The sequence below is a fragment of the Qipengyuania xiamenensis genome (assembly GCF_019711495.1).
Classification (GTDB): domain Bacteria; phylum Pseudomonadota; class Alphaproteobacteria; order Sphingomonadales; family Sphingomonadaceae; genus Qipengyuania; species Qipengyuania xiamenensis.
This window is the reverse complement of the sequence record NZ_JAIGNM010000002.1, coordinates 504,647-529,523: the sequence shown is the minus strand read 5'-3', so window position 1 is coordinate 529,523 and position 24,877 is coordinate 504,647. Positions and strand designations below refer to the sequence as shown.

General features: G+C 62.7%; 26 protein-coding genes. 11 read left to right on the top strand and 15 right to left on the bottom strand.

What is annotated here, in order from left to right:
• The first annotated feature begins 14 nt into the window (after nt 1–14).
• From K3165_RS10800 to K3165_RS10790, 3 genes are read left to right on the top strand one after another with little or no spacing between them, the layout of a single operon-like run.
• Nucleotides 15–959 carry a threonine ammonia-lyase gene (locus K3165_RS10800; RefSeq protein WP_247714067.1) on the top strand — a complete coding sequence of 315 codons (945 nt, stop codon included), beginning with the start codon at nt 15–17 and terminating at the stop codon, nt 957–959.
• A 55-nt stretch (nt 960–1,014) separates the two neighbouring features.
• Nucleotides 1,015–1,467, top strand: coding sequence for an MAPEG family protein (locus K3165_RS10795; RefSeq protein ID WP_221548874.1), 453 nt, complete (start codon nt 1,015–1,017; stop codon nt 1,465–1,467).
• A gap of 15 nt (nt 1,468–1,482) precedes the next feature.
• A complete protein-coding gene (locus tag K3165_RS10790) occupies nt 1,483–1,917 on the top strand; it encodes an MAPEG family protein (protein WP_221548873.1) in 435 nt (144 codons plus the stop codon).
• A gap of 27 nt (nt 1,918–1,944) precedes the next feature.
• On the opposite strand, the gene trxB is transcribed toward K3165_RS10790, so the two are convergent.
• On the bottom strand, nt 1,945–2,910 hold the full coding sequence (trxB, locus tag K3165_RS10785; protein ID WP_221548872.1) for a thioredoxin-disulfide reductase: 966 nt from the start codon (nt 2,908–2,910) through the stop codon (nt 1,945–1,947).
• Between the two features lie 65 nt (nt 2,911–2,975).
• Nucleotides 2,976–3,755: a tyrosine-protein phosphatase gene (locus K3165_RS10780; RefSeq protein WP_221548871.1), complete on the bottom strand. Its 780-nt coding sequence runs from the start codon at nt 3,753–3,755 to the stop codon at nt 2,976–2,978.
• 35 nt (nt 3,756–3,790) lie between these two features.
• Between K3165_RS10780 and K3165_RS10775 the strand changes: the two genes are divergently transcribed.
• A complete protein-coding gene (locus K3165_RS10775) occupies nt 3,791–4,324 on the top strand; it encodes a response regulator (RefSeq protein WP_247714066.1) in 534 nt (177 codons plus the stop codon).
• Between the two features lie 4 nt (nt 4,325–4,328).
• Here K3165_RS10775 and K3165_RS10770 read toward each other — a convergent pair whose 3' ends face one another.
• The 9 genes from K3165_RS10770 to K3165_RS10730 all read right to left on the bottom strand — a co-directional run bounded on the left by K3165_RS10770 (nt 4,329) and on the right by K3165_RS10730 (nt 16,947).
• Nucleotides 4,329–5,726, bottom strand: a complete 1,398-nt coding sequence (locus tag K3165_RS10770; RefSeq protein WP_221548870.1) for an alpha,alpha-trehalose-phosphate synthase (UDP-forming) — start codon at nt 5,724–5,726, stop codon at nt 4,329–4,331.
• Nucleotides 5,723–7,510 carry a glycoside hydrolase family 15 protein gene (locus K3165_RS10765; RefSeq protein WP_221548869.1) on the bottom strand — a complete coding sequence of 596 codons (1,788 nt, stop codon included), beginning with the start codon at nt 7,508–7,510 and terminating at the stop codon, nt 5,723–5,725. Before K3165_RS10765 ends, K3165_RS10770 begins: the two co-directional genes overlap by 4 nt.
• Nucleotides 7,507–8,250, bottom strand: coding sequence for a trehalose-phosphatase (gene otsB, locus K3165_RS10760; protein ID WP_221548868.1), 744 nt, complete (start codon nt 8,248–8,250; stop codon nt 7,507–7,509). The genes K3165_RS10765 and otsB overlap by 4 nt, the downstream gene beginning before the upstream one ends.
• A 39-nt stretch (nt 8,251–8,289) precedes the next feature.
• Nucleotides 8,290–8,946: a retropepsin-like aspartic protease family protein gene (locus K3165_RS10755; RefSeq protein ID WP_221548867.1), complete on the bottom strand. Its 657-nt coding sequence runs from the start codon at nt 8,944–8,946 to the stop codon at nt 8,290–8,292.
• A 39-nt stretch (nt 8,947–8,985) separates the two neighbouring features.
• A complete protein-coding gene (gene egtD / locus K3165_RS10750) occupies nt 8,986–9,984 on the bottom strand; it encodes an L-histidine N(alpha)-methyltransferase (protein WP_221548866.1) in 999 nt (332 codons plus the stop codon).
• On the bottom strand, nt 9,981–11,231 hold the full coding sequence (gene egtB, locus K3165_RS10745; protein WP_247714065.1) for an ergothioneine biosynthesis protein EgtB: 1,251 nt from the start codon (nt 11,229–11,231) through the stop codon (nt 9,981–9,983). The genes egtD and egtB overlap by 4 nt, the downstream gene beginning before the upstream one ends.
• Nucleotides 11,232–11,355: 124 nt before the next feature.
• On the bottom strand, nt 11,356–12,459 hold the full coding sequence (locus tag K3165_RS10740; protein ID WP_221548864.1) for a GGDEF domain-containing protein: 1,104 nt from the start codon (nt 12,457–12,459) through the stop codon (nt 11,356–11,358).
• A 90-nt stretch (nt 12,460–12,549) separates the two neighbouring features.
• A complete protein-coding gene (locus K3165_RS10735; protein WP_221549028.1) occupies nt 12,550–13,923 on the bottom strand; it encodes a class II 3-deoxy-7-phosphoheptulonate synthase in 1,374 nt (457 codons plus the stop codon).
• A gap of 108 nt (nt 13,924–14,031) precedes the next feature.
• Nucleotides 14,032–16,947 (bottom strand): M16 family metallopeptidase, encoded by a 2,916-nt coding sequence (locus tag K3165_RS10730; protein WP_247714064.1) that lies wholly within the window; start codon nt 16,945–16,947, stop codon nt 14,032–14,034.
• Between the two features lie 169 nt (nt 16,948–17,116).
• Here K3165_RS10730 and K3165_RS10725 point away from each other — a divergent pair, with 169 nt between their 5' ends.
• The 7 genes from K3165_RS10725 (at nt 17,117) to K3165_RS10695 (ending at nt 21,382) form a co-directional block, all read left to right on the top strand.
• Nucleotides 17,117–17,695 carry a NifU family protein gene (locus tag K3165_RS10725; protein ID WP_221549027.1) on the top strand — a complete coding sequence of 193 codons (579 nt, stop codon included), beginning with the start codon at nt 17,117–17,119 and terminating at the stop codon, nt 17,693–17,695.
• Nucleotides 17,696–17,723: 28 nt separating this feature from the next.
• Nucleotides 17,724–18,332 (top strand): malonic semialdehyde reductase, encoded by a 609-nt coding sequence (locus K3165_RS10720; protein WP_221548862.1) that lies wholly within the window; start codon nt 17,724–17,726, stop codon nt 18,330–18,332.
• Nucleotides 18,333–18,369: 37 nt separating this feature from the next.
• Nucleotides 18,370–19,002 (top strand): tRNA (adenosine(37)-N6)-threonylcarbamoyltransferase complex dimerization subunit type 1 TsaB, encoded by a 633-nt coding sequence (tsaB, locus tag K3165_RS10715; RefSeq protein WP_221548861.1) that lies wholly within the window; start codon nt 18,370–18,372, stop codon nt 19,000–19,002.
• Nucleotides 18,999–19,454 (top strand): GNAT family N-acetyltransferase, encoded by a 456-nt coding sequence (locus K3165_RS10710; RefSeq protein ID WP_345720965.1) that lies wholly within the window; start codon nt 18,999–19,001, stop codon nt 19,452–19,454. The genes tsaB and K3165_RS10710 overlap by 4 nt, the downstream gene beginning before the upstream one ends.
• A 118-nt stretch (nt 19,455–19,572) precedes the next feature.
• Nucleotides 19,573–20,010: a Ros/MucR family transcriptional regulator gene (locus K3165_RS10705; protein WP_221548860.1), complete on the top strand. Its 438-nt coding sequence runs from the start codon at nt 19,573–19,575 to the stop codon at nt 20,008–20,010.
• Between the two features lie 75 nt (nt 20,011–20,085).
• Entirely contained in the window at nt 20,086–20,508 is a 423-nt protein-coding gene (locus K3165_RS10700; protein ID WP_221430740.1) for a Fur family transcriptional regulator, read from the top strand.
• On the top strand, nt 20,480–21,382 hold the full coding sequence (locus K3165_RS10695) for a lysophospholipid acyltransferase family protein (protein ID WP_221548859.1): 903 nt from the start codon (nt 20,480–20,482) through the stop codon (nt 21,380–21,382). Before K3165_RS10700 ends, K3165_RS10695 begins: the two co-directional genes overlap by 29 nt.
• On the opposite strand, the gene K3165_RS10690 is transcribed toward K3165_RS10695, so the two are convergent.
• The 4 genes from K3165_RS10690 to K3165_RS10675 form a co-directional block, all read right to left on the bottom strand.
• The gene (locus tag K3165_RS10690; protein WP_221548858.1) at nt 21,379–22,263 is read right to left on the bottom strand and encodes a LysR substrate-binding domain-containing protein; all 885 of its coding nucleotides are present in this window, start codon (nt 22,261–22,263) and stop codon (nt 21,379–21,381) included. The genes K3165_RS10695 and K3165_RS10690 overlap by 4 nt on opposite strands.
• Nucleotides 22,264–22,335: 72 nt before the next feature.
• Nucleotides 22,336–23,253, bottom strand: coding sequence for a hemolysin family protein (locus K3165_RS10685; protein ID WP_221548857.1), 918 nt, complete (start codon nt 23,251–23,253; stop codon nt 22,336–22,338).
• 25 nt (nt 23,254–23,278) lie between these two features.
• Nucleotides 23,279–23,764 carry an rRNA maturation RNase YbeY gene (gene ybeY, locus K3165_RS10680; RefSeq protein ID WP_221548856.1) on the bottom strand — a complete coding sequence of 162 codons (486 nt, stop codon included), beginning with the start codon at nt 23,762–23,764 and terminating at the stop codon, nt 23,279–23,281.
• Nucleotides 23,765–24,796: a PhoH family protein gene (locus K3165_RS10675; RefSeq protein WP_221548855.1), complete on the bottom strand. Its 1,032-nt coding sequence runs from the start codon at nt 24,794–24,796 to the stop codon at nt 23,765–23,767. It lies immediately after the preceding gene.
• Between the last annotated feature and the right edge of the window lie 81 nt (nt 24,797–24,877).

The window sequence follows — 24,877 nt, the reverse complement described above, 5'->3', positions numbered from 1 at the left end:
TGGTCCGAGACGATATGAGAAAACCGACGCGACAGGGCGTGCTCAACGCGGCGAAGTCGATTGCAGCCATCCTGCCGCCAACGCCGCTGCTTCCGGTCGAGATCGGCGGAGTGACGACCCATGTAAAAGCGGAAAGCCTGCAGCCTGTCGGCGCATTCAAGATCCGCGGCGGTTGGTGGCGCCTGTCGAACCTGAGTGATGAGGAGAAAGCACGCGGCGTCGTCGCCGTATCCTCGGGCAATCACGCGCAGGGCGTCGCATGGGCCGCGCGCCGGCTGGGGATCAAGGCGGCTATCGTGATGCCGCGCAATGCGCCCAAGGTTAAGCTCGAAGCCACGGAGGCGCTGGGGGCGGAGATCGTACTTTACGAGCGCCCAGGCGAGGACCGGGACGAGGTCGCCGCGCGGCTGATCGCAGATCGCGGCGGAACACTCGTCCATGCCTTCGGCGATCCGTGGGTAATCGAGGGTCAGGGTAGCGCCGGGGTCGAGATCGAGGCGCAGCTTGGCCACGCCCCTTCGCGTCTGGTCGTGTGCTGTGGCGGCGGAGGCCTTGCGGCAGGCCTCGCCCTCGCCTGCCCCGAAAGTGCGATCCATGTCGTCGAGCCGGAAGGGTGGGACATGGTCGGACAGGCCATGGCTGCGGGCGAGATCGTGCGGGTCGGCGATGATCCGCCATCGACGATCTGCGACGCCTTGCAGCCCGATGCCACGAAGCAGGTGAACCTCGACGTTCTTCAAGGCCGCGCCGAGCCGGGTGTATCGGTCAGCGACGAGGAAGTGCGCGCGGCCCAACGTTTCGCTTTTGCCAAGCTAAACCTCGTCGTCGAACCGGGTGGCGCCGCCGCCCTTGCCGCCGCGCTGGCGTGCAAGGTGCCGGTGGACGAGGACACCGTGATCATGGTCACGGGCGGCAATACCGACGCGCAGAGCTTTGCACGGACCATCGCGCAGGTTTGACATTCGCGGCCCTGCGGGACAGGTCTGCATTTGCAACTGGGAGGGAATTACCGAAATGCAGGCTCAAATGCTCGCACCGGCAGCGGTGCTCGTGCTGTGGTCGCTCGTCATGCTTTACTGGATGGCGTTCACCCGGCTTCCGGCGATCAAGAAAATCGGTGGCGGTCTCGGCGATGCCAAGCCCGGCGGACGCGGCCAGGACCTTGAAGGCGTGATACCCGACAAGGTGCAGTGGAAAGCGCACAACTATGCGCATCTCATGGAACAGCCGACGATCTTCTACCCGACCGTGGTGATCCTCGCGATCATGGGGGCAGGCGCACTCGATGTACTGCTGGCATGGGCCTATGTCGCGCTGCGCATCGTGCATTCGCTCTATCAGGCGACGGTCAATATCGTGAAGCTGCGCTTCCTGATATTCGTCGTGTCCAGCATCGTGCTCACCGTGCTGGCCGTCCGGGCCGTCATGGCGACCCTGCTGTTCGATCCCTCGCTCGCCCCTGCCTGATCAGGAGAGAAACACGTGATTCAAGCCGAAATTCTCCAGCCCGTCGTCGTCCTGCTCGCATGGACGATGGTGATGTGGCTCTGGATGTACGCCACCCGCATTCCCGCGATGAGCAAGGCCGGCATCCAGCCGGACGATGCCCGCAAGACCAAGGGGCTCGACGACACGCTGCCAGCCGAAGTCCAGTGGAAAGCGCATAATTACAACCACCTGCACGAACAGCCGACGGTGTTCTACGCCACCGCGTTGTTGCTCGCCATGGTCGGCATGGGCGACGGGATGAACGCGCTGCTCGCGTGGATCTACGTCGGCCTCAGGATCATCCATTCGATCGTTCAGGCGACCGCGAACAAGGTGATGGTGCGCTTCGTGCTGTTCGCCCTGTCGAGCCTCGTGCTGATCGCACTGATCTTCCACGCCGCGATCTGGGCGTTCGATATTCACATGTGATGTAAGCCGACGGAGTGCCGGGGCGGCTTATTCGGCCGCTTCGCGCTCCGCCACTTCCAGCGTTGCGAGGAAACGCTCTGCGTCGAGCGCGGCCATGCAGCCCATGCCGGCGGCGGTTACCGCCTGGCGATAGGTGTGGTCGGTGACATCGCCTGCCGCGAAAACGCCCGGGATCTCGGTCTTGGGCGAGCCAGGCTCGGTCAGCAGGTAGCCGCCATCGTCCATCGGCAGCTTGCCCTTGAACAGCTCGGTTGCCGGGGCATGACCAATGGCGACGAAAGCACCGTCGGTCTCGAACGTGCTGTCGGCACCGGTGACGGTGTCACGCAGGTTGAGATGGCCCAGAGCGCCATTCTCGCCCGCCTCGAAGCTCTCGACCGTCTTGTTCCACAGGACCGTGATCTTGGGGTGGTTGAGCAGGCGCTCCTGCAGGATCTTCTCCGCACGCAGTTCGTCGCGGCGGTGGATCAGCGTCACATCGTCGGAATGGTTGGTGAGGTAGAGCGCCTCTTCGACTGCGGTATTGCCGCCGCCGATCACCGCGACCTTCTTGCCGCGATAGAAGAACCCGTCACAGGTCGCGCAGGCAGATACGCCCTTGCCGCCCAGTTCCATTTCGCCCGGCACACCAAGCCACTTGGCCTGCGCACCGGTGCAGATGACGAGCACGTCGGCAATGTATTCATCGCCGCTGTCGCCCTTGGCCGTGAAAGGAGAACCCTTGGACACATCGACGTCGATGATCGTGTCCCACATCATGCGGGTGCCGACGTGTTCGGCCTGCTTCTGCATCTGCTCCATCAGCCACGGGCCCTGGATGACGTCGGCAAAGCCGGGGTAATTTTCGACATCGGTGGTGATCGTCAGCTGGCCGCCGGGCTGGAGGCCCTGCACCACGATCGGCTCCATCATCGCGCGCGCAGCGTAGATTGCCGCGGAATAGCCTGCGGGGCCGGAGCCGATGATAAGCATCTTGGTGCGATGGGTAGCCATGTCGAAGTCTCTTGGTACGTCTGGATCGGGGTAGAGGGGCTATATGGGGATTGGCCTGCGCAGAGTCACGCCACGAAGCGCGCGCGCAGCCTGTCCTTCAACACCTCATCCACACCTAAAGCGTTTTCGAGGTAGCGATCGAGCGAGCCGTGGTCCTCGTCCACCACCCGCCAGAAGGTGGCGAGATAATCTTCCTGGACTTCGAGAAGCGCCCTGATCGCTTCCTCATCCAGCTTGCGGCCGAGCCGTGCCTCTATGCCTGGGACCGACTGGCTCGCCAGCACTTCCAGCGTGGGCGCATCATTGGTGCGCAGGAACTCCGCCATCTGCTGGTCCCTGTTGGCACCCAGGACGTGCAGCACCAGCATAGCGGCCACACCGGTGCGGTCCTTGCCGGCGAAACAGTGGACGAGGCTCGCCCCATCACGATCCGCCAAGGCCCCGAAATAGCGCGAGAACATTTCGGTCATCGCGGGATTGCGCGGCATCCTTGTGTAGACCCCGATCATCCGCTCGCGAGCGAATTCGGCGGTCGTGGTGTCCGGCGCGACATCCATGTGCGGCGGGCTCGAACTGGTCTCACCTTCGAAGGCGATAACCTCTCCGTCCCAGCCCGGCGCACGACGACAGGGATTGCGCTCGCGTTCGGAAGCACCACGCAAGTCGATCACGGTCTTGATGCCGAGAGCATCGATGGCCTGCAGGTCTGCATCGCTCGCACCGACATGCTGGCCGGAGCGCCACAGCAGTCCGCCTTTCACCCGTCCGGTGCCGGCGATCTCCCAGCCGCCGAAATCGCGGAAATTGTGAATGCCATCGGTCGGAAGGAAGGGATCGCGAATCATGAAAAGGTCAGTGCCAGTCACAGACCCGCGTAACAATGCGTATTGCCGCGCTCACTGCGTTTTGCGACTTCCCCCGCCACTGCCGCCACGAGCCGGAAAAGGAGGAGTACTTGCCGCATATCCTGATTGTGGACGACGACGAGATCATTGCCGAACTGGCGTGCCAGTTGCTGATGGACGCAGGGTATGCCTGCGGCTGGGTGGGCGACGGGGAGAAAGCCTTGGAGCTGCTCCAGTGGCGGCGCCCCGACCTCCTCCTGCTCGATCAGGACATGCCCGGCCTCAGCGGGAGCCAGGTCCTCAGGTCACTGCGATCTTCGGCAGAGAACTACGATCTTCCGGTCATCATGTTTACCGGCATTTCCGGCGTAGAAGACGAGAACCAAGCCTATTTCAATGATGCGCAGGCCTACGTGCGCAAGCCCTTCGAACCGGCCCTGTTGCTTCGTAAGGTCGAGGAAATCCTCCGCCCGCGTTCGGACAAGCCGCGGCATCGCGAATTGACCGAGCATCTGGAATTCGCAGCCGGTCGCGGGCGCGATTCACCCTCGAACCGGGCCGAGTCCTGAAAGCTTAATCGCGGCTGCTATCCAGGTCGGCGAGGAAGTTGCTGGTCCAGTCCTGCACATTGTCGTCGCGCACGGTTCCGATCAGGCTCTCGTAGCGCTCCTTGCGTTCTTCCAGCGGCATATCGAGCGCCGTGCGGATCGCATGGGCAAGATCATCCGGGCTGTGCGGGTTGACGAGCAGGGCATCCTGCATCTGTGCCGCTGCGCCTGCGAAACGCGAAAGGATCAGCACGCCGGGATCTTCAGGGTCCTGCGCAGCGAGATATTCCTTGGCCACAAGGTTCATTCCGTCGCGAAGCGGAGTGACAAGGCCGATTTTCGATGCGCGAAAGAACCCGAACAGCTCGGCATGGGTATATCCGCGGTTGACGTAACGCACCGGTACGAGATCGACTTCGCTTCGCGCACCGTTGATCTGGCCGGCCTTCTGCTCGAGCGTTGCGCGGATATGCTGGTAGCTGTCGACATCCTCGCGGCTGGGCGGCGCAATCTGCACGAAAACAAGATCGCGCGTACGTTCGGGGTACTTGTCGAAGAAACGAGATATCCCGTCGAGGCGTTCGGGCAATCCCTTCGAATAGTCCAGCCGATCGACCCCGATCATGGCGGTGCGTCGGCGTGTCGAGCTCATGAGGCGCTGCTGCGCCTGCCGGGCCTCGCCGGATTGGCCGAGACTGCTGAAATGATCCCAGTCGATCCCGATGGGATAAGCGCGCGCAATCGTGGTGCGCCCGTCGAGGGTGACTTCACCGCTGGCCTCATCCACATCCGCGCCAAGCTCGGTGCGGCAATAGTGGAGGAAGCTGTCGAGCCATTCCTGCGTCTGGAAACCGACCAGGTCATAGTGCAGCATCGTCCGCACCAGCCGCTCGTGATAGGGCAGCGAGACGAACAGGCGGGTGGCGGGCCAGGGAATGTGCAGGAAGAATCCGATGCGGTTCTTGCAGCCGCGCGATTTCAGCCGTTCGCCCAGCGGTATCAGGTGATAATCGTGGACCCAGACGACATCGTCGTCTTCGAGCAGAGGGGTTACCAGCTCGGCAAAGCGTTCGTTGACCCGCTCATAACCCTTGCCGGTTTCACGCTCGTATTTCGCGAGGTCGAGGCGGTAGTGGAACAGCGGCCAAAGCGTCGAATTGGCGTAGCCGTTGTAATATTCCTCGATATCGCGCTGCGACAGGTCGATGGTCGCCGTGGTGACACCGTCGTTCGTCTGCGTGGCGATATTGCCGGTGCGTCCGCTGTCGCTTTCCTCGCCCGACCAACCGAACCAGAGCCCCTTGCGGCTCTTCAGCGCCGAATGCAGCGCCCCTGCCAGTCCGCCCTGCGCACCGGCCGCCCCGCGTGCCTTCGGCACCGCGACGCGGTTGGAAATCACGACAAGACGGGCGTCGGCACTCACCGTACCTCGCTCCAGTTCTTCGAAAGATGGCCAGCTGAATTGATGATACCTACTAGCGAATACGTCTGGGGGAAGTTCCCCCACAGCTCGCCGGTGTCATAGTCGAGGTCTTCGCTCAGCATGCCCGATCTGGTCGTGTGGCTGAGCATCGAGCAGAACAGTTCGCGCGCTTCGGCGCTGCGCCCGGTCAAATGCAGGGCCTCGATGAGCCAGAAGGTGCAGACGTTGAAGGCGGTTTCCGGCGCGCCGAAATCGTCCTCGGCGGCATAGCGGAGCATGTGATCCCCCCGCCGCAGGTCCCGTTCGACCGCCTCGAAGGTCTTGAGGAAGCGCTCGTCATCGCCCTTTAGGTAACGCAGCTCGACCATCTGGAGCAGGCTTGCGTCGAGATAATCGCTCTCGAAGCTGGCGCCGTAATGCTGACCTTCCTCGTTCCAGGCTTCGGCATCGATCTTGGCGCGGATCGCCTCGGCCCGTTCTTTCCAGAAGGTCACCCGGTCACCCTTGCCCAATTGCGCGGCGACGTTGGCCAGGCGATCGCAGGCGGCCCAGCACATCACGGCGGAATAGGTGTGCACTTCCTGCCGCGTGCGGAATTCCCACAGGCCGGCGTCGGGCTTGTCGTGCTTTGCCCATGCCGCCTCGCCCACTTCCTCGAGATGTTCGAAGTCGCGGTCGTCCGCCATGCGCAAAAGGCGCGTGTCGAAGAACGCCTGTGCGGTCGGCATCACGATCTGGCCATAGCAGTCGTATTGCACCTGCTTGTAGGCGGCATTGCCGATGCGCACCGGCCCGTTGCCGCGATAGCCGGCGAGGTGCTCGGCCTCGCTTTCGTGCAATTCGGTATCGCCCATGACCGAATAGAGCGGCTGGATCTGTCCGCCGCGGGCCTCGTCGATGATGTTGCGCAGATAGGCGAGATACTTTTCCAGCACATCGAGCGCGCCAAGGCGGTTGAGGGCCTGCACGGTGTAATAGCTGTCGCGTATCCAGCAGTAGCGATAATCCCAGTTGCGCTGGCTTCCCGGCGCCTCGGGAATTGACGTCGTCAGGGCGGCGACGATCGCGCCAGTCTCTTCATGCTGGCAGAGCTTGAGCGCGATAGCGGCCCGGATCACCTCTTCCTGCCATTCGAGCGGGATGTGCAGGCCGCGAACCCAGTGCTGCCAGTACTTTTTCGTGCTCGCTTCCATCCGGCGTAGTTCACTGCGGATATTGCCTACGAACGGCTCGTCTGGACCGAGGAAGAAGTGCTGGTCGCTTTCGACACGGTAGCTGCGACCCTCGATAAGGTAGCCGACCGGCGCATCGGTCGAGAGGCGTAATGCCTGGTCCCCGACGAGGTAGCGGACATGGTTGGTGCCGTTGGTGGTCTTGGCCAGTTCCTCGCCGTAGTTCTTCATCGGCGCGAGCCGGACCCGAAGGCGCGGGGCGCCCGAAACCGGCCTCACGATACGGGCGAAGGCCACGGGGCGATACATGCGCCCGGACCGCTCGAAGCGCGGGGCGAAATCGAATATGTCGAGTGCGCTGCCGTCCTCCGCCTCCAGGCGCGTGACAAGGATCGGCGTATTGCGGATGTAGTGCTGGCTGGAGGACACCTGCCCTTCCAGCTCGAAGCGCCAGACACCTTCGTCGCGCTTGTCGCCATTGAGCAGCGAGCAGAATACCGGATCGCCGTCGACCCGCGGAACGCATCCCCAGACGAACCCTCCCTCGCTATCGACCAGTGCGCTGACCTGGCAGTTTCCGATGGGAGAGAGTTCGAGGTTTGCTTCGTTCATAGATCCAGCCAATTGTGCACTGCGGCGACGTCTTCGAGGTGATAGCGCGCAGCCTTGCTTGGTCGTTCCCCGACTGCAATGCCGAAACCCGAGAATTCGATTGCGGCGGCCATCCCGTGCTCGTCTGTCACGTCGTCCCCGATGAAGACGGGAATGCTGCCTGCGAACGGCTCGATCCCCATGAAAGCTTCGAGCGCGGCGCCCTTGTTCGCCCCCGGGCGGACGAGTTCCGCGACAGACTTGCCACTGGTCAGTTCCAGTTCGTGTCGAAGCGCGACCGCCTTGGCATGGCCGATTGCTGCCTCGCTGAAATCCGGGCGTGAACGGAAATGGAGCGCACCGCCGTGGCTTTTCTCCTCGTAGAGCAATCCGTGTTTCTCCGCGAAGGACCGCAAGTCCCTGACCGCCTCCTCGGGCAAACCCTGAGGCGCCTTTCCCAGTCGCGAGCCGTCTGCGCGAAAGCGCGAAGCTCCATGCGATCCGGCCCGCGCAATATCGAGCGAACCGAGATGCGATTGCAGATCGTCCAGCGAGCGACCGCTCACCAGCGCCAGTCGGCCAGCCAGCCGGTCACGCAGCGAGTTGAGGCGCAGGTTCAGGTCGGTCGGGACCGATATCGCGTCGGGCGTCGGCGCAATGCCCACCAGCGTCCCGTCGAAATCCACGAACAGCGAGACGGGCCCCTGGCCGAGGAGATCGGCGAGGCCGGGCGGAGATGGGAGCGATGTGGGGCTTGCCATCACAGCCGACTTAACGGCTCTGGCGCTGCGGTCAAACGCTCACTCGGCGTCTTGGTCACCCGGATCGAGGATCAGGTCGCCATTCTCAACCCGCCAGCCTGCCAGCCGCGAGAGGAAGTTCATTCCGAGCACATTGGTCCGCCCCAGGTTGGGAGCGATAACCGCGTCGAGGCCACGCGCCTCGATATTGCCGAACTGCAGTTCCGTTACCGTGGTGAGCTCCGCCGTCACGGTGCCATTGGCCGTGCCGAGCATTACCGGAAGGCCGCCCGGCCTCGGTTCAAGGCCGGCCCTTGCAGCGTCATTGGAGGACAGCGCGGTCAGGGTGGCGCCCGTATCGACGAGAAAACGCACCGGAACGCCGTTCACCTGTGCCAGCAACCAGTAATGCCCGTCGGGAGCGAGCGGGATGACGGTTGCGCTGCCTTCGATACGTTGTTCGGGCAGGCCAAGCTCCGTCACCGCGTCGAGCCGCGGATCGAAGCGCGCCAGTTGCAAGAGCACGGCGAGCAGGATGCCGATAAGAGCCAGCGTACTCAGCGTGCGGACTATCCGGCCACCGACGATCTTGTTGCGCAGCATGAGCGCGCCGATCCAGCCGACAAGAAGCGCAGCGACCATACCGATCAGCAAGCCCGATCGCGGCACGGCGCGCACGATATCGGCTATTGCATCGAAGACGGCCTGCAATTCCATGGGCCCGATATAGGCAATCGCACCCTGCCCGTCGATGAACTAGGGCGCCTCGCGCTTTTCGGTAGCCTCGGCAAGGATGAGCGAGAAGCGGCCGGCTTCGTCGGTCCAGCGTTCGACCGGCGTCCATCCCCCTGCCAGAAGCAGGGTATTCGAGCTACGGCGCGTGAACTTGTGGCTGTTTTCCGTGTGGATCGTCTCGCCGCGCTTCATGCTGAAGCTGCGGCCTGCAACCTTGAAAGCGATATCCCGCGTCGCCTCGAGATGCATCTCGATACGCGCGAAATCGTCGTTCCAAGAGGTCGTGTGCCGCAGGGATTCGACGGGAATGGTGCCGCCCAATTCGCGATTGATCCGGCGGGCGAGGTTCAGGTTGAATTGCGCCGTGACCCCGCGAGAATCGTCATAGGCTGCCTCCAGCACCTCGCGGTCCTTCACGAGGTCCATGCCGATGAGCAATTGCGGCGTCTCACCCTCTTCAGCCCCCAGCGTCGCACGCATCGAGCGCAGGAGGTCGACTGCTGTGCGCGCGACCATGTTCCCGATGGTGGACCCGGGGAAGAAGCCGAGCTTCCTCATGACCAGCACTTCTTCGGGAAGCGCGACCTCTCGCATGAAGTCGGCTTCGACCGGATAGACGTTCAGCCCGGGAAACTTCTCGGACAGGGCTGCAGCCGACTGGCGCAGGAAATCTCCCGAGATGTCTAGCGGAACATAGGCACCCGGTGCGATTGCATTGAGCAGCAAGGGTGTTTTCACCGAGCTGCCGGAACCGAATTCGACGACAGCACGACCGGGACCGATCAGTTTGGCGAACTCCTGCCCCCTCGCCTCGAGAATTTCAGTCTCCGCGCGGGTCGGGTAATATTCCTCGAGGTCGGTGATGTCCTCGAACAGCTGCGAGCCTGCATCGTCATACAGCCAACGAGCAGGGATCGCCTTCTGGCGCTGGCTCAATCCCGCAAGGACGTCTTCTCGGAAAGCGCGATCGACGCCGTCCTCGTCGCGGTCGACGAGCGCTATTCCCTGTTCGTTTTTCATATGTCCTTGGCCAATCTCAGCCCGGTGAATTGCCAGCGCTGGTGGGGGTAGAAGAAATTGCGGTAGCTCGGACGCGAGTGACCGCGCGAGGTCGCACAGCTCGCGCCCCTGAGGACGAACTGCCCGCTCATGAACTTGCCATTGTATTCGCCAACCGCACCGGCGGCAGGCTCGAAGCGCGGATAGGGGAGATAAGCGGATCGCGTGAACTGCCAGCAATCGCCGAACAGCCCCTCGCTACCGGTCGGCAGCGGCGGCTCGGCGCCGTCGAGCTGGTTGCCGCCTGCCGAATCATGCGCAGGAGCATCACCTTCCTGACCGCGCGCGATGGCTTCCCATTCGAATTCGGTCGGAAGCCGGTGACCTGCCCAGGTGGCAAAGGCATCGGCCTCGAAATAGGAGATGTGCGTTACCGGCGCATCGGGGTCGCGAGGCTGCCAACCGCAATGGGTGAAGGCTTTGTCATCCTGCCAATAGGCAGGTGCGGCGATCCTGTTTTCGTTGAGCCATGCCCAGCCGTCAGACAGCCAGAGGCGCGCGTCATCATAGCCGCCATCGGCGATGAATTCGGCCCAGTCTGCATTGCTCACCAGGCTCGCCGAAAGCGCGAAGGGTTCCAGCAGGACACGGTGGGCCGGGCCTTCATTGTCGAAGGCGAAACCTTCTGCCTGATGGCCGACCAGCGCCACACCACCCGGGTGAGAATACCAGCCTTCCGGCCTGATAATGTCTTCAGCAGCGCCCTCTTCCCACATCTTGGGACCGAGCGGGTTCTGGAACAGCGCGTGCTTGATATCGGTCAGGAGCAGTTCCTGATGCTGCTGCTCATGCGCAAGGCCGAGCTCGACGAGCGGGCGCAATTCTTCGCGCTCGAGAAGCGGTTGGATCGCCTCGTCGACATGCGCGCGCCACGCGAGAATGTCCGCCAGCGTCGGCCGGGACAGCATGCCGCGCGAAAAGCGCGCGATGCGTTCGCCTTCGGCCTCGTAATAGGAATTGAAAACGAAGGGCCAATCCTCGTCATACAGACGATAGCCCTGCAGATGGTCGCGCAACAGGAAGGTTTCCCAGAACCACGTCACATGCGCGAGGTGCCATTTCGCCGGCGAAGCATCTTCCATCGATTGCAGGGTCGCATCGGCCTCGGACAGGGGCGAGACGAGCGCCTCGCTGAGCGCCCTTACCGCTGAATAGCGGTCGGCAAGCCCATTGGCGGCCAGGTATTGATCGGCTTGGATGCGGGACAAAGTCTCGCCCTCCCCTCTCTGCGGACGCCAGAAGGCGGCGACCATGGCCCATCATGGCGCATTTCCGTGACGGTTGAAAGTCCGGTAACCCCTTCAATATGTTGAATTAGAACTTGATCGTCGCTCAGGCTGCCTGGGCAACGCGATTGCGGCCCATTCTTTTTGCCTCGTAGAGCGCCGCATCGGCTCGTGCGAAAAGGATGAGGGCGGAATCGCCACCTCGCAACTCGGCATGGCCTGCGCTGATGGTTACCGACGGTAGCGGCGCCCCGTGGGTGCCGGCTTCGATCGCCCAGCGCAGCCGCTCCGCCGCGCGCACAGCGGCGCCGCTGTCGCAGCCCGGCATGATCCAGAGGAACTCCTCACCGCCGATCCGTCCCACTTCGTCGTTTTCCCGCAGCTGGCCAGAGGCGATCTTGGCGACCTTGGCAATTACACGATCGCCGATCATGTGTCCGTGACCATCGTTTACTGACTTGAAGTGATCGATATCGAAAACGATCACGGAGAGCGGCTCACTTGTGTCGCGCGACCAGACTATGCGTCGGTCGAGTTCACTCATGATGGAGCGGCGGTTGGCGATACCGGTCAGGGGATCGGTGTTCGCCTGCAGTTCGGCCTGCTCGGCCCTCTCGATGGCGCGCTCACGATCCTGCTGGAGCGAATATTCTTCGGTCACGTCGCGCACGACCATGAAAACCTGTTCGCGCGTACCTTCGGGCGAAAAACTGTTCTGTGCGCGGGCCCTCAGAATGCGGCACTCGCCTCGCGGATGTTCCAGCTCGAATTCGATCGCGTAACTGTCGCGATCCATTCGGTGGGCGCAAAGTGTTGTCTCGAGCTGGTCGATGCCCTTCGGCATGATTGCCGACAGCGTCTGCCTTGTCGGTGCGGTCCCTTCCTCCAGACCTGCCAGGCGACACATCTCTTCGGACCAGAGATGCCGCCTCGGTTCCAGCTCGATGCACCAACGCCCGATGCCCGCCAAACCTTCGGCGGCCTCAAGCTGTCTGACACTGCGGTCCAAGCCCTTTGCCTTCCGGGCAAGCTTCCGGCTGAGCAATGTGTAGCGGTAGGAAAGTGCTGTCAGTGCGGCGAGCGACATCAGCAGGAGGACGGGGTGCCCGATTTCGCCCGGGATCAGGACTGCGCATGCAGCAAGCACAAGGGGTACCGCCCATGCCAGAGCTGCAACGAAATCGAACGCTGAACCATGACTCGATCGCACCGACAGCACCTCCTGCCAACGCAGTAGGCGACCGACCGCGAAGATCGGGTAGTCGGTGGACTAGCGGTTAGCCCTTATGCGGTTTGTGCCTCAGGCGGCGTCGGCCTGTTGCTGGGCCTGTTCGGCATTCAGTGTTTCCGCGATCAGGAAGGCGAGCTCCAGCGACTGCGCCGCATTGAGCCGCGGGTCGCAATGCGTGTGATAGCGATCCTTGAGCGCTTCGTCGGTAATCGCCACAGCGCCGCCGACGCATTCGGTCACGTCCTGTCCGGTCATTTCGACATGGATGCCGCCCGGATGCGTGCCCTCTGCACGGTGGACGGCAAAGAAGCCCTTCACCTCTGTCAGGATGCGGTCGAACGGCCGCGTCTTGTAGCCGCTGTCCGATTTGACGACGTTGCCGTGCATCGGATCGCAGCTCCACACCACCGGATGGCCTTCCGCCTTTACCGCGCGCACGAGGCGCGGGAGGCCTTCCTCGACCTTGTCATGGCCGAAGCGACTGATCAGCGTGATGCGCCCCGGCTCGCGCGCGGGATTGAGCGTGTCGAGCAGCTTGAGCAGCGCATCGGTCTTGAGGCTCGGCCCGCATTTCATGCCCAGCGGATTGCCGATGCCGCGCGCAAATTCGATGTGCGCGCTGCCTTCGAAGCGGGTGCGGTCGCCGATCCAGACCATGTGCGCGCTGGTGTCGTACCAGTCGCCGGTAAGGCTGTCGCGGCGGGTCAGCGCCTGCTCGTACGGCAGAAGCAGCGCCTCGTGGCTGGTGTAGAAGCTGGTGCCCTGCAGCTGCGGCACGGTTGCAGGGTCGATGCCGCAAGCTTCCATGAAATCGAGCGCTTCGCCGATCCGATCGGCAACGTCGGAGAACTTGTCCGCCCATGGGCTGCGGCCCATGAAATCGAGCGTCCACTGGTGGACCTGCCGCAGGTTCGCATAGCCGCCGCCAGCGAAAGCGCGGAGCAGGTTGAGCGTGGCCGAAGCCTGGAAGTAGGCGCGGACCATGCGCTGCGGGTCGTTGTGCCGGGCGGCAGCATCGAACTCGATGCCGTTGACGTTGTCACCGAAATAGCTCGGCAGCGTCACATCGCCCTGCGTTTCCGTGTCGGAGCTGCGCGGCTTGGCGAACTGCCCTGCCATGCGTCCGACCTTCACAACCGGCTGCTTGCTGGCGAAGGTCATGACGACTGCCATCTGCAGCAGCACGCGGAAGGTATCGCGGATATTGTTCGGGTGGAATTCGGCGAAGCTTTCCGCGCAATCGCCGCCCTGCAGCAGGAAAGCCTTACCGGCAGCGACTTCGGCGAGGTCGGCCTTCAGCGCACGCGCCTCACCAGCGAAGACCAGCGGCGGATGGCTGGCGAGCGCCTGCGTCGCCTCGGCAAGCGCGGCTTCGCTTTCATAGCGCGGCAGGTGCTTCGCTTCGAAGTTCTGCCAGCTATCGGGTGCCCATTCGCGTGTCATCATAAGTCCATTTGATCAATAATTGCGGGGCCCTGCCAAGCCCATGCAGACCTATCGCGCAAGCAGGTTAAACTTGGCAAAGGCAAAAGCGCGATTGCCGTGATCGCTTCAGCGACCCGCTGCAGCACCACCCGAGGGAACCCGCGTCGCAAGTTCCTGTCCTTCGGGAAGCACCGCCATGCGCCATGCCGGATCCGCCAGATAGAGCTGCGCCAGCGTAAGCATCCGATCGCTGGACGGCTGCTGGAAATCCTGCAGGAAACCGCGCAGCGACTGCATGCGGCGCGTGTCGGTGGTCGACCCTTCCAGCTCGCTCATGAAGAAGTAGTTCCCGCTCGACAGGCGCTCGTAATAGCTGCGTAGCGGTTCGGCAGCGCGCTGGAGTTCCTCGGCGGTGGGAGGGTTCTTCGTGAGATCGGCTGCGATACGATCGGCTTCCGCGAAGAACACCGGCACGTCTTTCGGCTGCATTTGCGCAAAGGCCAGGATCGACCCGCCGCTTTCGACGTCGGTCGGCCAGTCCATCCGCACGGAGGGCGAGTAACTCGCGCCGAACTTCTCACGCATGGCGTCGAGCAGCCGGTTGCTGATGACTTCGGTCAGGATGGCAAGCTGGCGCGAAGTGCGCATGCCGCCGCGCCCTGCACCGGCAGGCCAGGCAATCACGGCCGCAGCCTGATTTTCCTCGCCATTGTGATAGCGCACGACGGTCTCGCCGGAATCACCCAGCGCGTATTCGCGTGCCAGGATCTCCTGCGGAATGGGCTTGCGATCGGGCAAGGCGCCGAAGGTACGACGCAGGTCCTCGACCGCTTCCTCGCGATCGAAGTCGCCGAAGATCAGGATTTCGATCGGACCCTGTTCGAGGATCGGCTGCCAGACTTCCCGGAAGCCCTCCACGTCGGCGGCCTCGAGCATATCGGGGGTCGGCGTGCGGAACACGGGGTTCTCGTCATATAGATAATAGTTGAGGTCGCGCGACACGACGCTGCCCGGGCTGGCGGAATATTGCTCGTAGCCGAGACTCGCCAAGGCCTTTGCGCGCGTGATCGGGTTCGGATCCCAGCGCGGCATGCTCAGCTTCGCAGCGAAGAGGTAGAGCTGGTCTGCAAGGTCCTGACGGCGTGTCTCGGAGAAGAAGCTGAAAGTTCCGTCGCCGATATCCAGCTGCCAGCTGAGCTTGCGACCGGTGCGCAGACGGTCGAGTTCTTCCTGACCGAGTTCGCCAAGTCCGGCTGCGAACAGCGCCTGCTGGCCGAGACTGATATAGGCCGCGTCTTCCGGATCGAACGCAAGGTAGCCCTTGCCGAAGCGAACCTTCACATAGGTCCGACCCGGCTCGTATTCGTTGGCGAGCAGGAGTGCTGTCACGCCATTGTCGAAGGTGATCCGTTCGACCTCGCCGATCCCGTGCGAACCGCGGGAGACGATTTCACCAGGTTCACCGATGGCCGGAAGATCGTCGAACGAAACGGTCTGGGCTGCCAGACGGGCATTGCCGGCGGCATCGACATCTTCCAGCAGAGCGGTGCGCAGGCCCCGTTCCGTCGCGTCGCCGGCATCCGGAGTAACGTAGAATGCGCGGATGACATCAGCGCTGAACAGATCGCGGGTTTCCTGCAGGACGCTGTCGGGCGTCGCCTTGGCGCGCATGGAGTTGAACACCATCAGGAAGGTTTCGGGTGCAGCGATGGTTTCGCGGATATCGACCGCGTTCACCAGTTCGTCTGCAAACCGCGCGGCGGGCAGGACGGAGCGCTGTTCCACAAGGTCGGTGTAGGCGACCTCCATTTCGGCCAGTTCGCGGTCCATTTCCTCGCGCGTGGGAGGAGTGGTCAGCGCATCGGAAATCACCGCGCGCGCATCCTGCAATGCAGCTTCCCAGTCGTCACCCAGCGGAGCGACCTGCACCACGGTCATGTGGGTGGACCGGCTGAGCTTGATCTCACCGGCGCCCGCCTGAACGAAGCTGCCGCCCGAGCGCGCACGCGCTTCGAGACGGCGATTGATCAGTTGCAGGGCGAGTTGCTCCTGCAAACGCCCTTCGTTGTAGACGATCGTATCGTTCACCTGACGCCATGGGCGCAGGTAAGCGAGCGTGAGGAACCGCTGGACGTTCGGTTCTGCGATGACCGCGACTTCGCCCACCGGATTGGCAGGATCCGCGCCGGCGGGTGCAACCGGATCGCCGAAATCGGGTGCCGGCACGGGCGACCCTTCGACTTCCCAGCCGGAAAAATACTTCTCGACCATCGATGCCAGCAGCATTGGATCGAGGTCGCCGACAACCGAGATGACCGTGTTTTCGGGACGATACCAACGATCGTAGAAGTCCTGCACCGAGGCGCCGGTAGCCGAGGTCAGGGTTTCTTCGGTCCCGATGGTGATCCGGTCGGCAAGGCGTTGACCTGCGAACAGGGTCCGGGTGCGCGCTTCGTAAATTCGTTCGGCGACACCACCACGTTCACGCTTCTCGGCAAGAACGATCGGCACTTCTGCGTCGACATTTGCATCGGACAGGACGGGAGCACGGACCATGCCCGAAATCAGCTTGATGCTCTCTTCCAGCTTGTCCGGCGTCACGTTGGGCAGGTCCAGCTTGTAGACGGTATGCGTTGCGCTGGTCTCGGCATTGGTATCGCTGCCGAAGGTCGCGCCAAGCTTCTGCCAGCGCGGGATAGCCTCTGCGACACCGAGATACTGGCTTTCGCGGAACAAGAGGTGCTCCAGAAGGTGCGCATAACCCAGCTCGTCATCGTCCTCGTGCAGCGAACCGGCATCGATACGCACGCGGATCGAGACCTGGCCCGGAGGCACGCCGTTCTCGCGCACGCCATAGCGCAGGCCGTTTTCAAGCTTGCCGAAGTTCCATTCCTCGTCACGCGGAACGTCGCTGCCTTCGTAGATCCATGGGACCTCGTTCTCGGCCTGAAGCGATTCGGGGCGTGGATACTGCTGCGCGTTCGGGTTCGGAACGACCGCGATCCGCACGTCTCCCGAATGGGCCGATTCCTGCGCCGTCAAGCTCTGCGAAGCGAGTAACGTGAGAGGAAGAAGAAGTGCGAGACGCCGAAGTGCGCGCGAAGTGCCTGTCATGTCTCGGGATATAGGGACAGGGTGTGTGAAGCGCCAGTGAATGGTCGAGAGGTTTTCGTGCCTTGTGCCTGCCAGCGCCGCCTCCTACATCGCGGCCATGTTCATCGAGACCGAAACCACGCCCAATCCTTCCAGCCTGAAATTCCTGCCGCAGCGCGCGGTCATGGGTCAGGGCACCCGCGAATTCGCCAGCCCCGAGGCGGCCGAGGCGAGCCCCCTCGCCCAGGCGATTTTCGACACGGGCGAAGTCACCAACGTGTTCTTCGGCAGCGACTTCGTAACCGTCACGGCCGCTCCCGGCGTCAGCTGGTCGGATCTCAAGCCGATCGTACTGTCGGTCCTGCTCGACCACTTCGTCTCCGAAGCCCCGCTGTTCGCGCCGGGCACCGCGGGCGGCATTTCAGTCCCGGCCGAAGACGACATGATGGTCGAGGAAAGCGCGGAGGATGCCGACATCATCGCGCAGATCAACGAATTGCTTGAAACCCGTGTCCGTCCGGCTGTGGCCGGCGATGGCGGTGACATCCAGTATCGCGGTTACAAGGAAGGCGTGGTCTACCTGCAGATGCAGGGCGCCTGTGCCGGTTGCCCGTCCTCTTCGGCCACGCTCAAGCATGGCATCGAAGGCCTGCTGAAACATTATGTGCCCGAGGTCGTTGAAGTCCGCGAAGCCTGAACCCCAACCTCGAACTTCCAGGATTACGATGACCAAGCAATTCCACGACAACCACCTGTCGGCAGACGCGCTCGACCAGATTTTTCGCGAAGCGCGCAGCTATAACGGCTGGCACGACAAGGAAGTGACCGAACAGCAGATCCACCAGATCTACGAACTGCTGAAGATGGGCCCGACCTCGGCGAACATGCAGCCCGGGCGCTTCGTCTGGTGTGTTTCGCAGGAATCGCGCGACAAGCTCGCCGAGATGGCTTCCGAAGGTAACAAGGAAAAGATCAAGACCGCGCCTGCCGTGGTGATCATCGGTTACGATATCGACTTCCACGAAGAACTGCCCTGGCTCTTCCCGCATACCGACGCGAAGAGCTGGTTCGAAGGCGACGAGGAAGGCCGCAAGGAAGGCGCCGCACGCAATTCCGCGCTGCAGGGCGCTTACCTCATGATTGCGGCTCGCGCTCTCGGGCTCGATTGCGGTCCGATGTCGGGTGTCGACCTCGACAAGGTGACCGAACACTTCTTCGCAGACCACCCGCGGCATCGCGCGGACTGGGTCTGCGCCATCGGTTATGGCGACAAGTCGACCATCTTCGATCGCAGTCCGCGCCCCGATTTCGACAAGTTCAACTCCATCGCCTGACTTGCAGGCTGCGTCCGGCTGAGGCAGGGCGCAGCCAATGCGTACGCTTGCAATAGAGACCGCCACCGAGGCCTGTTCCGTCGCCCTGTTCGAGGGTGACGCGCTGATCGACGCGCGTCATGAGGTTCTGGGCCGCGGCCATGCGGAGCGGCTGGTCCCGATGATTGCGGGTTTGCAGGATCAGGGTCGCTCAGATGCGATCCGTGTCTCGCTTGGTCCGGGAAGCTTTACCGGCGTACGGATCGGCCTTGCCGTGGCACGCGCGCTGGGCATTGCTTGGAGTGCGGAAGTCAGTGGCTACCCGACACTTGCACTGGTCGCTGCCCTCGCCCGGTCGGAAGGCGGAATGGCAGACCCAGAGCGGCCGCTAACCGTCTGCATGAATGGTGGCCACGGCCAGTGGTTCGTCCAGAATTACAATGGCGACGGCACTGCCCGTTCCGAGGCCAGTTCGCTCCAGCCTGCAGAAGCAGCGGCCGCAGAGGTTTTTCCCGACATCGCGGGCAATCGCGCAGAAGACCTTGCCGCCATGCTCGGCGATGGCACGGCAACCCCGTTCGACTGCTTGCCCGATGCGCGCCACGCGCTGGGCCTTCCCGATAGCGTCCTCACGTCCGACCTCTCGCCCATATACGGCAGGGCGCCCGATGCGAAAGCGCCTGCCCGGTGACCGATCTCGACAAACTCATGGAGGTGATGGAGGAGGCTTTCGACCCGCATTTCCGTGAGGCCTGGACCCGCAGGCAAGTCGAAGATTCGCTCCTTACTCCCTCTACTTTCATGTTGCTTGCCAATGATTGCGGCGAACCCTGTGCAGAGGGAGAGCAGGCAGCGGGGTTCGTCCTCGCCAGACAGGCGCTGGACGAGATCGAACTGCTGCTCATCGCGGTACGCCCCGCCGTGCGGGGATCGGGCGTCGGTCGCAGGTTGCTCGACCGCTTCCTGGATACCGCGGCACAGCGCAGGGCGGCGAAAGTCTTCCTCGAAATGCGCGCCAACAATCCGGCGGAAAGCTTCTATCGCAATGCCGGCTTCACCCAGATCGGCCTGCGCCCCGATTACTATCGGACTGTCTTGGGAAACCCGATCGATGCGCTGACCTTCGCCCGCGAAGTAGGCTGAAATCGCCGATTCACCGGCAGAGTTGTATACACGCGACAGGAATGGCGGATTTTTACAATTTGCAGTAGACAGCCCGAAAAACTCCCAATAGGCCCCCTAATAGATGGGAGTTAGCCTTATGGAAGAATTCGAAGTCGATATGTCCGAGACCCTCATTACGCTCACTTCAGACATCGTCGCTGCACACGTTTCCAATAACAGCGTTGCGGTTGACGACGTCCCCGCGCTGATCTCGAACGTTTATTCGGCCCTGTCCGGCCTTGGCAGCAGCGGTGCACCGGAAGAAGTCCGACCCGATCCGGCTGTCTCGGTTCGCGCCTCGGTGAAGAAAGATCACATCGTCTGCCTCGACTGCGGCAAGAAGATGAAGATGCTCAAGCGTCACCTTTCGACCGAACACGACATGACGCCCGACGACTATCGCCAGCGGTGGGACCTGCCCTCCGATTACCCGATGGTCGCCCCTGATTACGCCGACACGCGCCGCGATCTTGCCAAGAAGATCGGCCTTGGCCGCAAACCCGGCCAGAAGCGCGGTCGCAAGAAGGCTGCCTAAAGCCTTTCGGTTCGCCTTGAGGAAGACGCCCCGGCCCGATAAGGGTGCGGGGCGTCATTCATTTGGGAAGCCGAATTGCATCAACGTATCGACCTCGAACAGCTCTGCGCCGACAAGGGTTTGCGCATCACCGAACAGCGCCGCGTTATCGCCAAGGTGCTGTCGGAGAGCGACGATCATCCCGACGTGGAAATGCTCCACGAGCGGGCCAACAAGATCGATCCCGGCATCTCGATCGCTACCGTCTACCGGACCGTGCGCCTGTTCGAGGAGGCGGGAATTCTCGATCGCCACGATTTCGGCGATGGGCGCGCCCGCTATGAAGCTGCCCCCGAGGCGCATCACGATCACCTGATCGATGTCGAAAGCGGCAAGGTCGTCGAATTCGTCGACCCCGAACTCGAGGCGCTGCAGAAGCAGATCGCGGAGAAGCTCGGCTACCGTCTCGTAGACCACCGCATGGAACTCTATGGCGTCCGGCTCGACCGCGAAAGCTGATCCCAAGCTAGCCCGCTATTCGGCCGAACGTCTCGCTGCAGCACGCGGCGAGAACGTGCCGCTGACGATTGCCGGCTGGATCCGCTTCGTCCTGCGCACGATCGGCATCCTGCTTTTGCTGCTCGTCTTCGTGCCGATGCATTATGCCTATCGCATCTTCGCCTACGGCTCGCCCTTCCCCATGCTGTTCTTGCGATACACGGCACGCGTGGTGGGTGCGCGGACGGAGATCGTCGGCACTCCGCTGAGACGCGACGTATTCTTCATCTCGAATCATGTCTCCTGGCTCGACATTCTCTCGATGGCAGGCGCCAGCGGTACGGCATTCGTCGCCAAGTGGGAATTGAGCCAGGTCCCGGTCATCGGGTGGCTGTGCAGCCTCAACCGGACGGTTTTCGTCAAGCGCGAGCACCGCATGGGTGTTGCTGAACAGATCAACGCGCTCAAGGAAGCCTTGCAGGATAACTGGTCGGTGACCGTCTTTCCCGAAGGAACCGTCACCGACGGACATTCACTGCTGCCGTTCAAGTCCTCGATGATTTCCGTCCTCGAGCCGCCACCGCCGGGCGTCATGGTCCAGCCTGCCGTGGTCGATTATGGCGAGCATTCCGAAGAAATCGCATGGGTGGGCGAGGAGAGCGGCCTTCACAACGCCATGCGCGTGATGGCGCGGCGAGGCACTTTCAGGCTTCGGATCATCTATCTCGAGCCGTTCAGCCCGGAAGATCATCACGGTCGCAAGGCTATTGCGGCCAAGGCGCGAAAAGAGATCGAAGAGCAACTGGTCGCCAACCTCGGAAAGCCGCTGCGCGACTACAAGCACGTGGTCGATGCGGTGCGCTACAAGCCCCCGCCGGGCTCGCCCGAGGCTTAGAGGCCGGCTTTCACGAGCCAGTCGTGGAAGAGACGCACAGGGCGCTCTTCCAGCGCGGTGGGCTTGCAGACGAACCAGTAGCTATAGGGGCTTTCGACTGCAGCGCCGAAGAGGTTCGTCAGGCGATTGTCCGCGGCGCGCTTGAGGTGATCATCGTGCATGATCGCGATCCCTAGGCCCTGCGCCGCCGCTTCGAGCATCAGCTGACCTGAATCATAATGATCGATGGCCGTCGGCTCGAAGTCGTGCAGGCCCAGCTCGGCCTTCCACGCGCGGAAGCTTTCGGGAAGCTCGTTGTGGATCAGGAAGGTCTGTTTGGAGAGCACGTCCAGATCGGGCTCGTCACCCAGCTTGGCTGCCAATTCCTTGCTTGCGATCGCATGGACCATGTTGAAGTCCAGCCGCACTGCATGCAGTCCGCTTGCGGGTCCGCGCGACAGGATGATCGCCGCATCCAGCGTATCGCCCACACGGTCCTCGAGATGGGGCCCCGTATCGATATCGATATGCAGCAGCGGATGGCGTGCACGCAGTTCCGCGAGGCGCGGAAACAGACGCTGGCTGCCGAACAGTGGCAGCACGCCAAGGTGCAGTCTCAAGACCGAAAGGTTTTCGGACTGGCTTTCCACCGCCCTAGCCAATGCTTCGAGCTGCGGGTTGACCGCCTCGTAAAAGGCATGGCCGTCATCGGTCAGCTGCATCGCCTGACGTGCGCGGGTGAACAGCTTCTTGCCGACGAAGTCTTCGAGATTCCCGATCCGGCGCGAAAGTGCCGAAGGGCTCAGTCCCAGCTCGTCCGCCGCTGCACGCGCCGAGCCGAGCCGCACGGTGCGGACGAAGGCCTCGAGGGCGCGAAGCGGGGGGAGCCTGCGGACAGCCATGGGAGCGGCCTATTCACCAAACCGCAGGCTGTCGAGGCAGAATGTTCGCTTTCGCGCAACTATCATCGAGGGTCAGTCTGCTTTCGTATCATCTTCCGGTGCGTGCAGGCGAAGGCGGGTGACGTGGGTCTCGTCCCCGTCGGTGATTTCAATCCGCCAGCCGCTGGGGTGTTCCAGTACCTTGCCGACCGGCGGCACTTGTTCCGCCAATACGAAAGCGAGGCCGCCCAGCGTATCGACTGATTCCTCGACCTCCGCGAGGCGCGGGTCGATCTTGTCGGCAACGTCGTCCAGTTCGGCGCGAGCGTCGCAATCCCACATCCCCTCGCCGATCGAAGCGATCCAGATCTCGGGAGCGTCATCATGCTCGTCCTCGATCTCGCCGACGATCTCCTCGACAAGGTCTTCGATGGTGATGATGCCATCGGTGCCGGAAAATTCGTCGAGCACGATGGCAAGGTGCATGCGCTGCGCGCGCATATCCGCAAGTACGTCCAGCGCATTGCGTGTCTGCGGCACATAGAGAGGCTGACGCATCAGCACCGTCCAGTCCGCAGGCGGGGTCTTCTTCTCCGCAAGGAAGGGGAAGATGTCCTTGATGTGGATCATGCCGATCACGTCATCGAGCTGGCCGCGATATACCGGCATGCGCGAATGGCCGTGCTCGGAAAAAGTCGCGACAACCTCGTCCCAGGTGGCGCCTGCGTCGACCGCAATGATCTCGCCGCGTGGCACGGCGACATCGTCGGCATCATGTTCCGAGAAATGCAGCAGGTTGCGCAGCATCTGCCGCTCGACACCCGAAAGATCGCCCTTGGCGGTATCCTCGGCGTCTTCGGAGCCGTTTTCGCCTTCGTGCTCGTCGATTGCATCTTCGAGCTGTGCGCGTAGGGACCGCTCGCCACCTTCGGCGTCGAACAATTTGCGAATGGCGGGCCAGAGCCCGCTGCTACTCTCCGCGTCTCCGGCGGGGGGTGAGGAATTGGCCATGGGCCGGGTCGTAAACTCCTAAAATTCAGCGGTCCCCATATGGGTCCGCTATACCCAACTTTGCAAGCGCTTCGATCTCTAGTTTTTCCATCGCAGCGGCCTGCTCGTCGGAATCAACGTGGTCATGGCCTGCAAGATGCAAGAAACCGTGAATGAGGAGATGGGCCGTGTGATCGGCAAGGCTGATGCCCTTCTCTCCTGCTTCACGCTCACACGTCTCGAAGGCGAGGGCGATATCGCCGAGCATTTCCGGCGGACCGTCGTCGCCCAAGTCGAGCAAATCCCCGCGCTCGAGCATGGGGAAGGAAAGCACATTGGTTGGCTTGTCCTTGCCGCGCCATTCCTTGTTGAGTTCGTGCACCTGCTCGTCGGAGGTGAACAAGACGCTCGTCGTCAGGCGGTCATGGGCGAGTGCAGGCTCGACACCTGCAATGGCCTCGTGGGCACGCTCGCACAGGGCTTCCCAGTCCGGATCGTCCGGCCAGCCGTCGATTTCGATGTCGAGATCCACTTACGCGGCAGGCCCTTCGTAGGCCTCCACGATACGCCCGACGATCGGGTGGCGGACGACGTCTGCGGCAGTGAAGCGGATGGTGCCGAAACCCTCGACGCCTTCCAGCTTTCCGACCGCATCGGCGAGACCGCTCATGCCGTCGCCGCCGGGGATGTCGACCTGGCGCGGGTCACCGCAGACTACCATGCGGCTGTTCTGACCGAAGCGGGTGAGGAACATCTTCATCTGCTCACGCGTGGTGTTCTGCGCTTCGTCGAGGATGATGAAGCTGTCCGCCAGCGTGCGCCCGCGCATGAAGGCAATGGGCGCGATCTCGATCTCTCCGCTCGCCAGCCGTCGCTCGACCTGTTCGGGTGGCATGCAGTCGTAGAGCGCATCGTAAAGAGGGCGCAGATAGGGATCGACCTTGTCCTTCATGTCGCCGGGCAGGAAGCCCAGCTTTTCGCCCGCTTCGACGGCGGGGCGCGACAGGATCAGTCGCTGGACGCTGCCGTTGATGAGCTGCGCCACGGCCTGAGCGACGGCGAGATAGGTCTTGCCGGTACCTGCGGGGCCAAGCGCGAAGATGATGTCGTCCCGCACGAGGCTGCGCATGTAGGTCGCCTGCATCGCACTGCGCGGCACGATGGTCTTGCGGCGTGTACGGATCATGATCGGCGGGCCGTCGGGCTTGCCGTCCATGATGCCGTCGAGCGTCGGTTCGTTCGACATTGCGATCAGCGACTCGATTGCGCCCTGGTCGAGATCCTGCCCCATGGCGAGGCGGTCATACATCTCGTTGAGCACATCGCGTGCGCGGGCGACGCTGTCCTCGGGGCCTTCGATATGGATGGAATTGCCGCGAGCCGAAATGAACACGCCCAGCCGGTTTTCCACCTGCACGAGATTGGCATCGAACTGTCCGAAAAGCGCGCCTAGCAGGCTCTGGTTTTCGAATTCGAGATCGATTTGCGCGCGGCGCACTTCGCGCTGCGGTGCGGGCGGTTTGGTCAAGACCGGATCGGCCTGCCGTGCTGGTTTGCGAGCCATCTGCTCCTTTCGCATTAGCTTTCGAGTCGGAAGGTTACTCTTCAACGCGTATCGCGCAAGAAGGGGGCCATGTGATGGCGG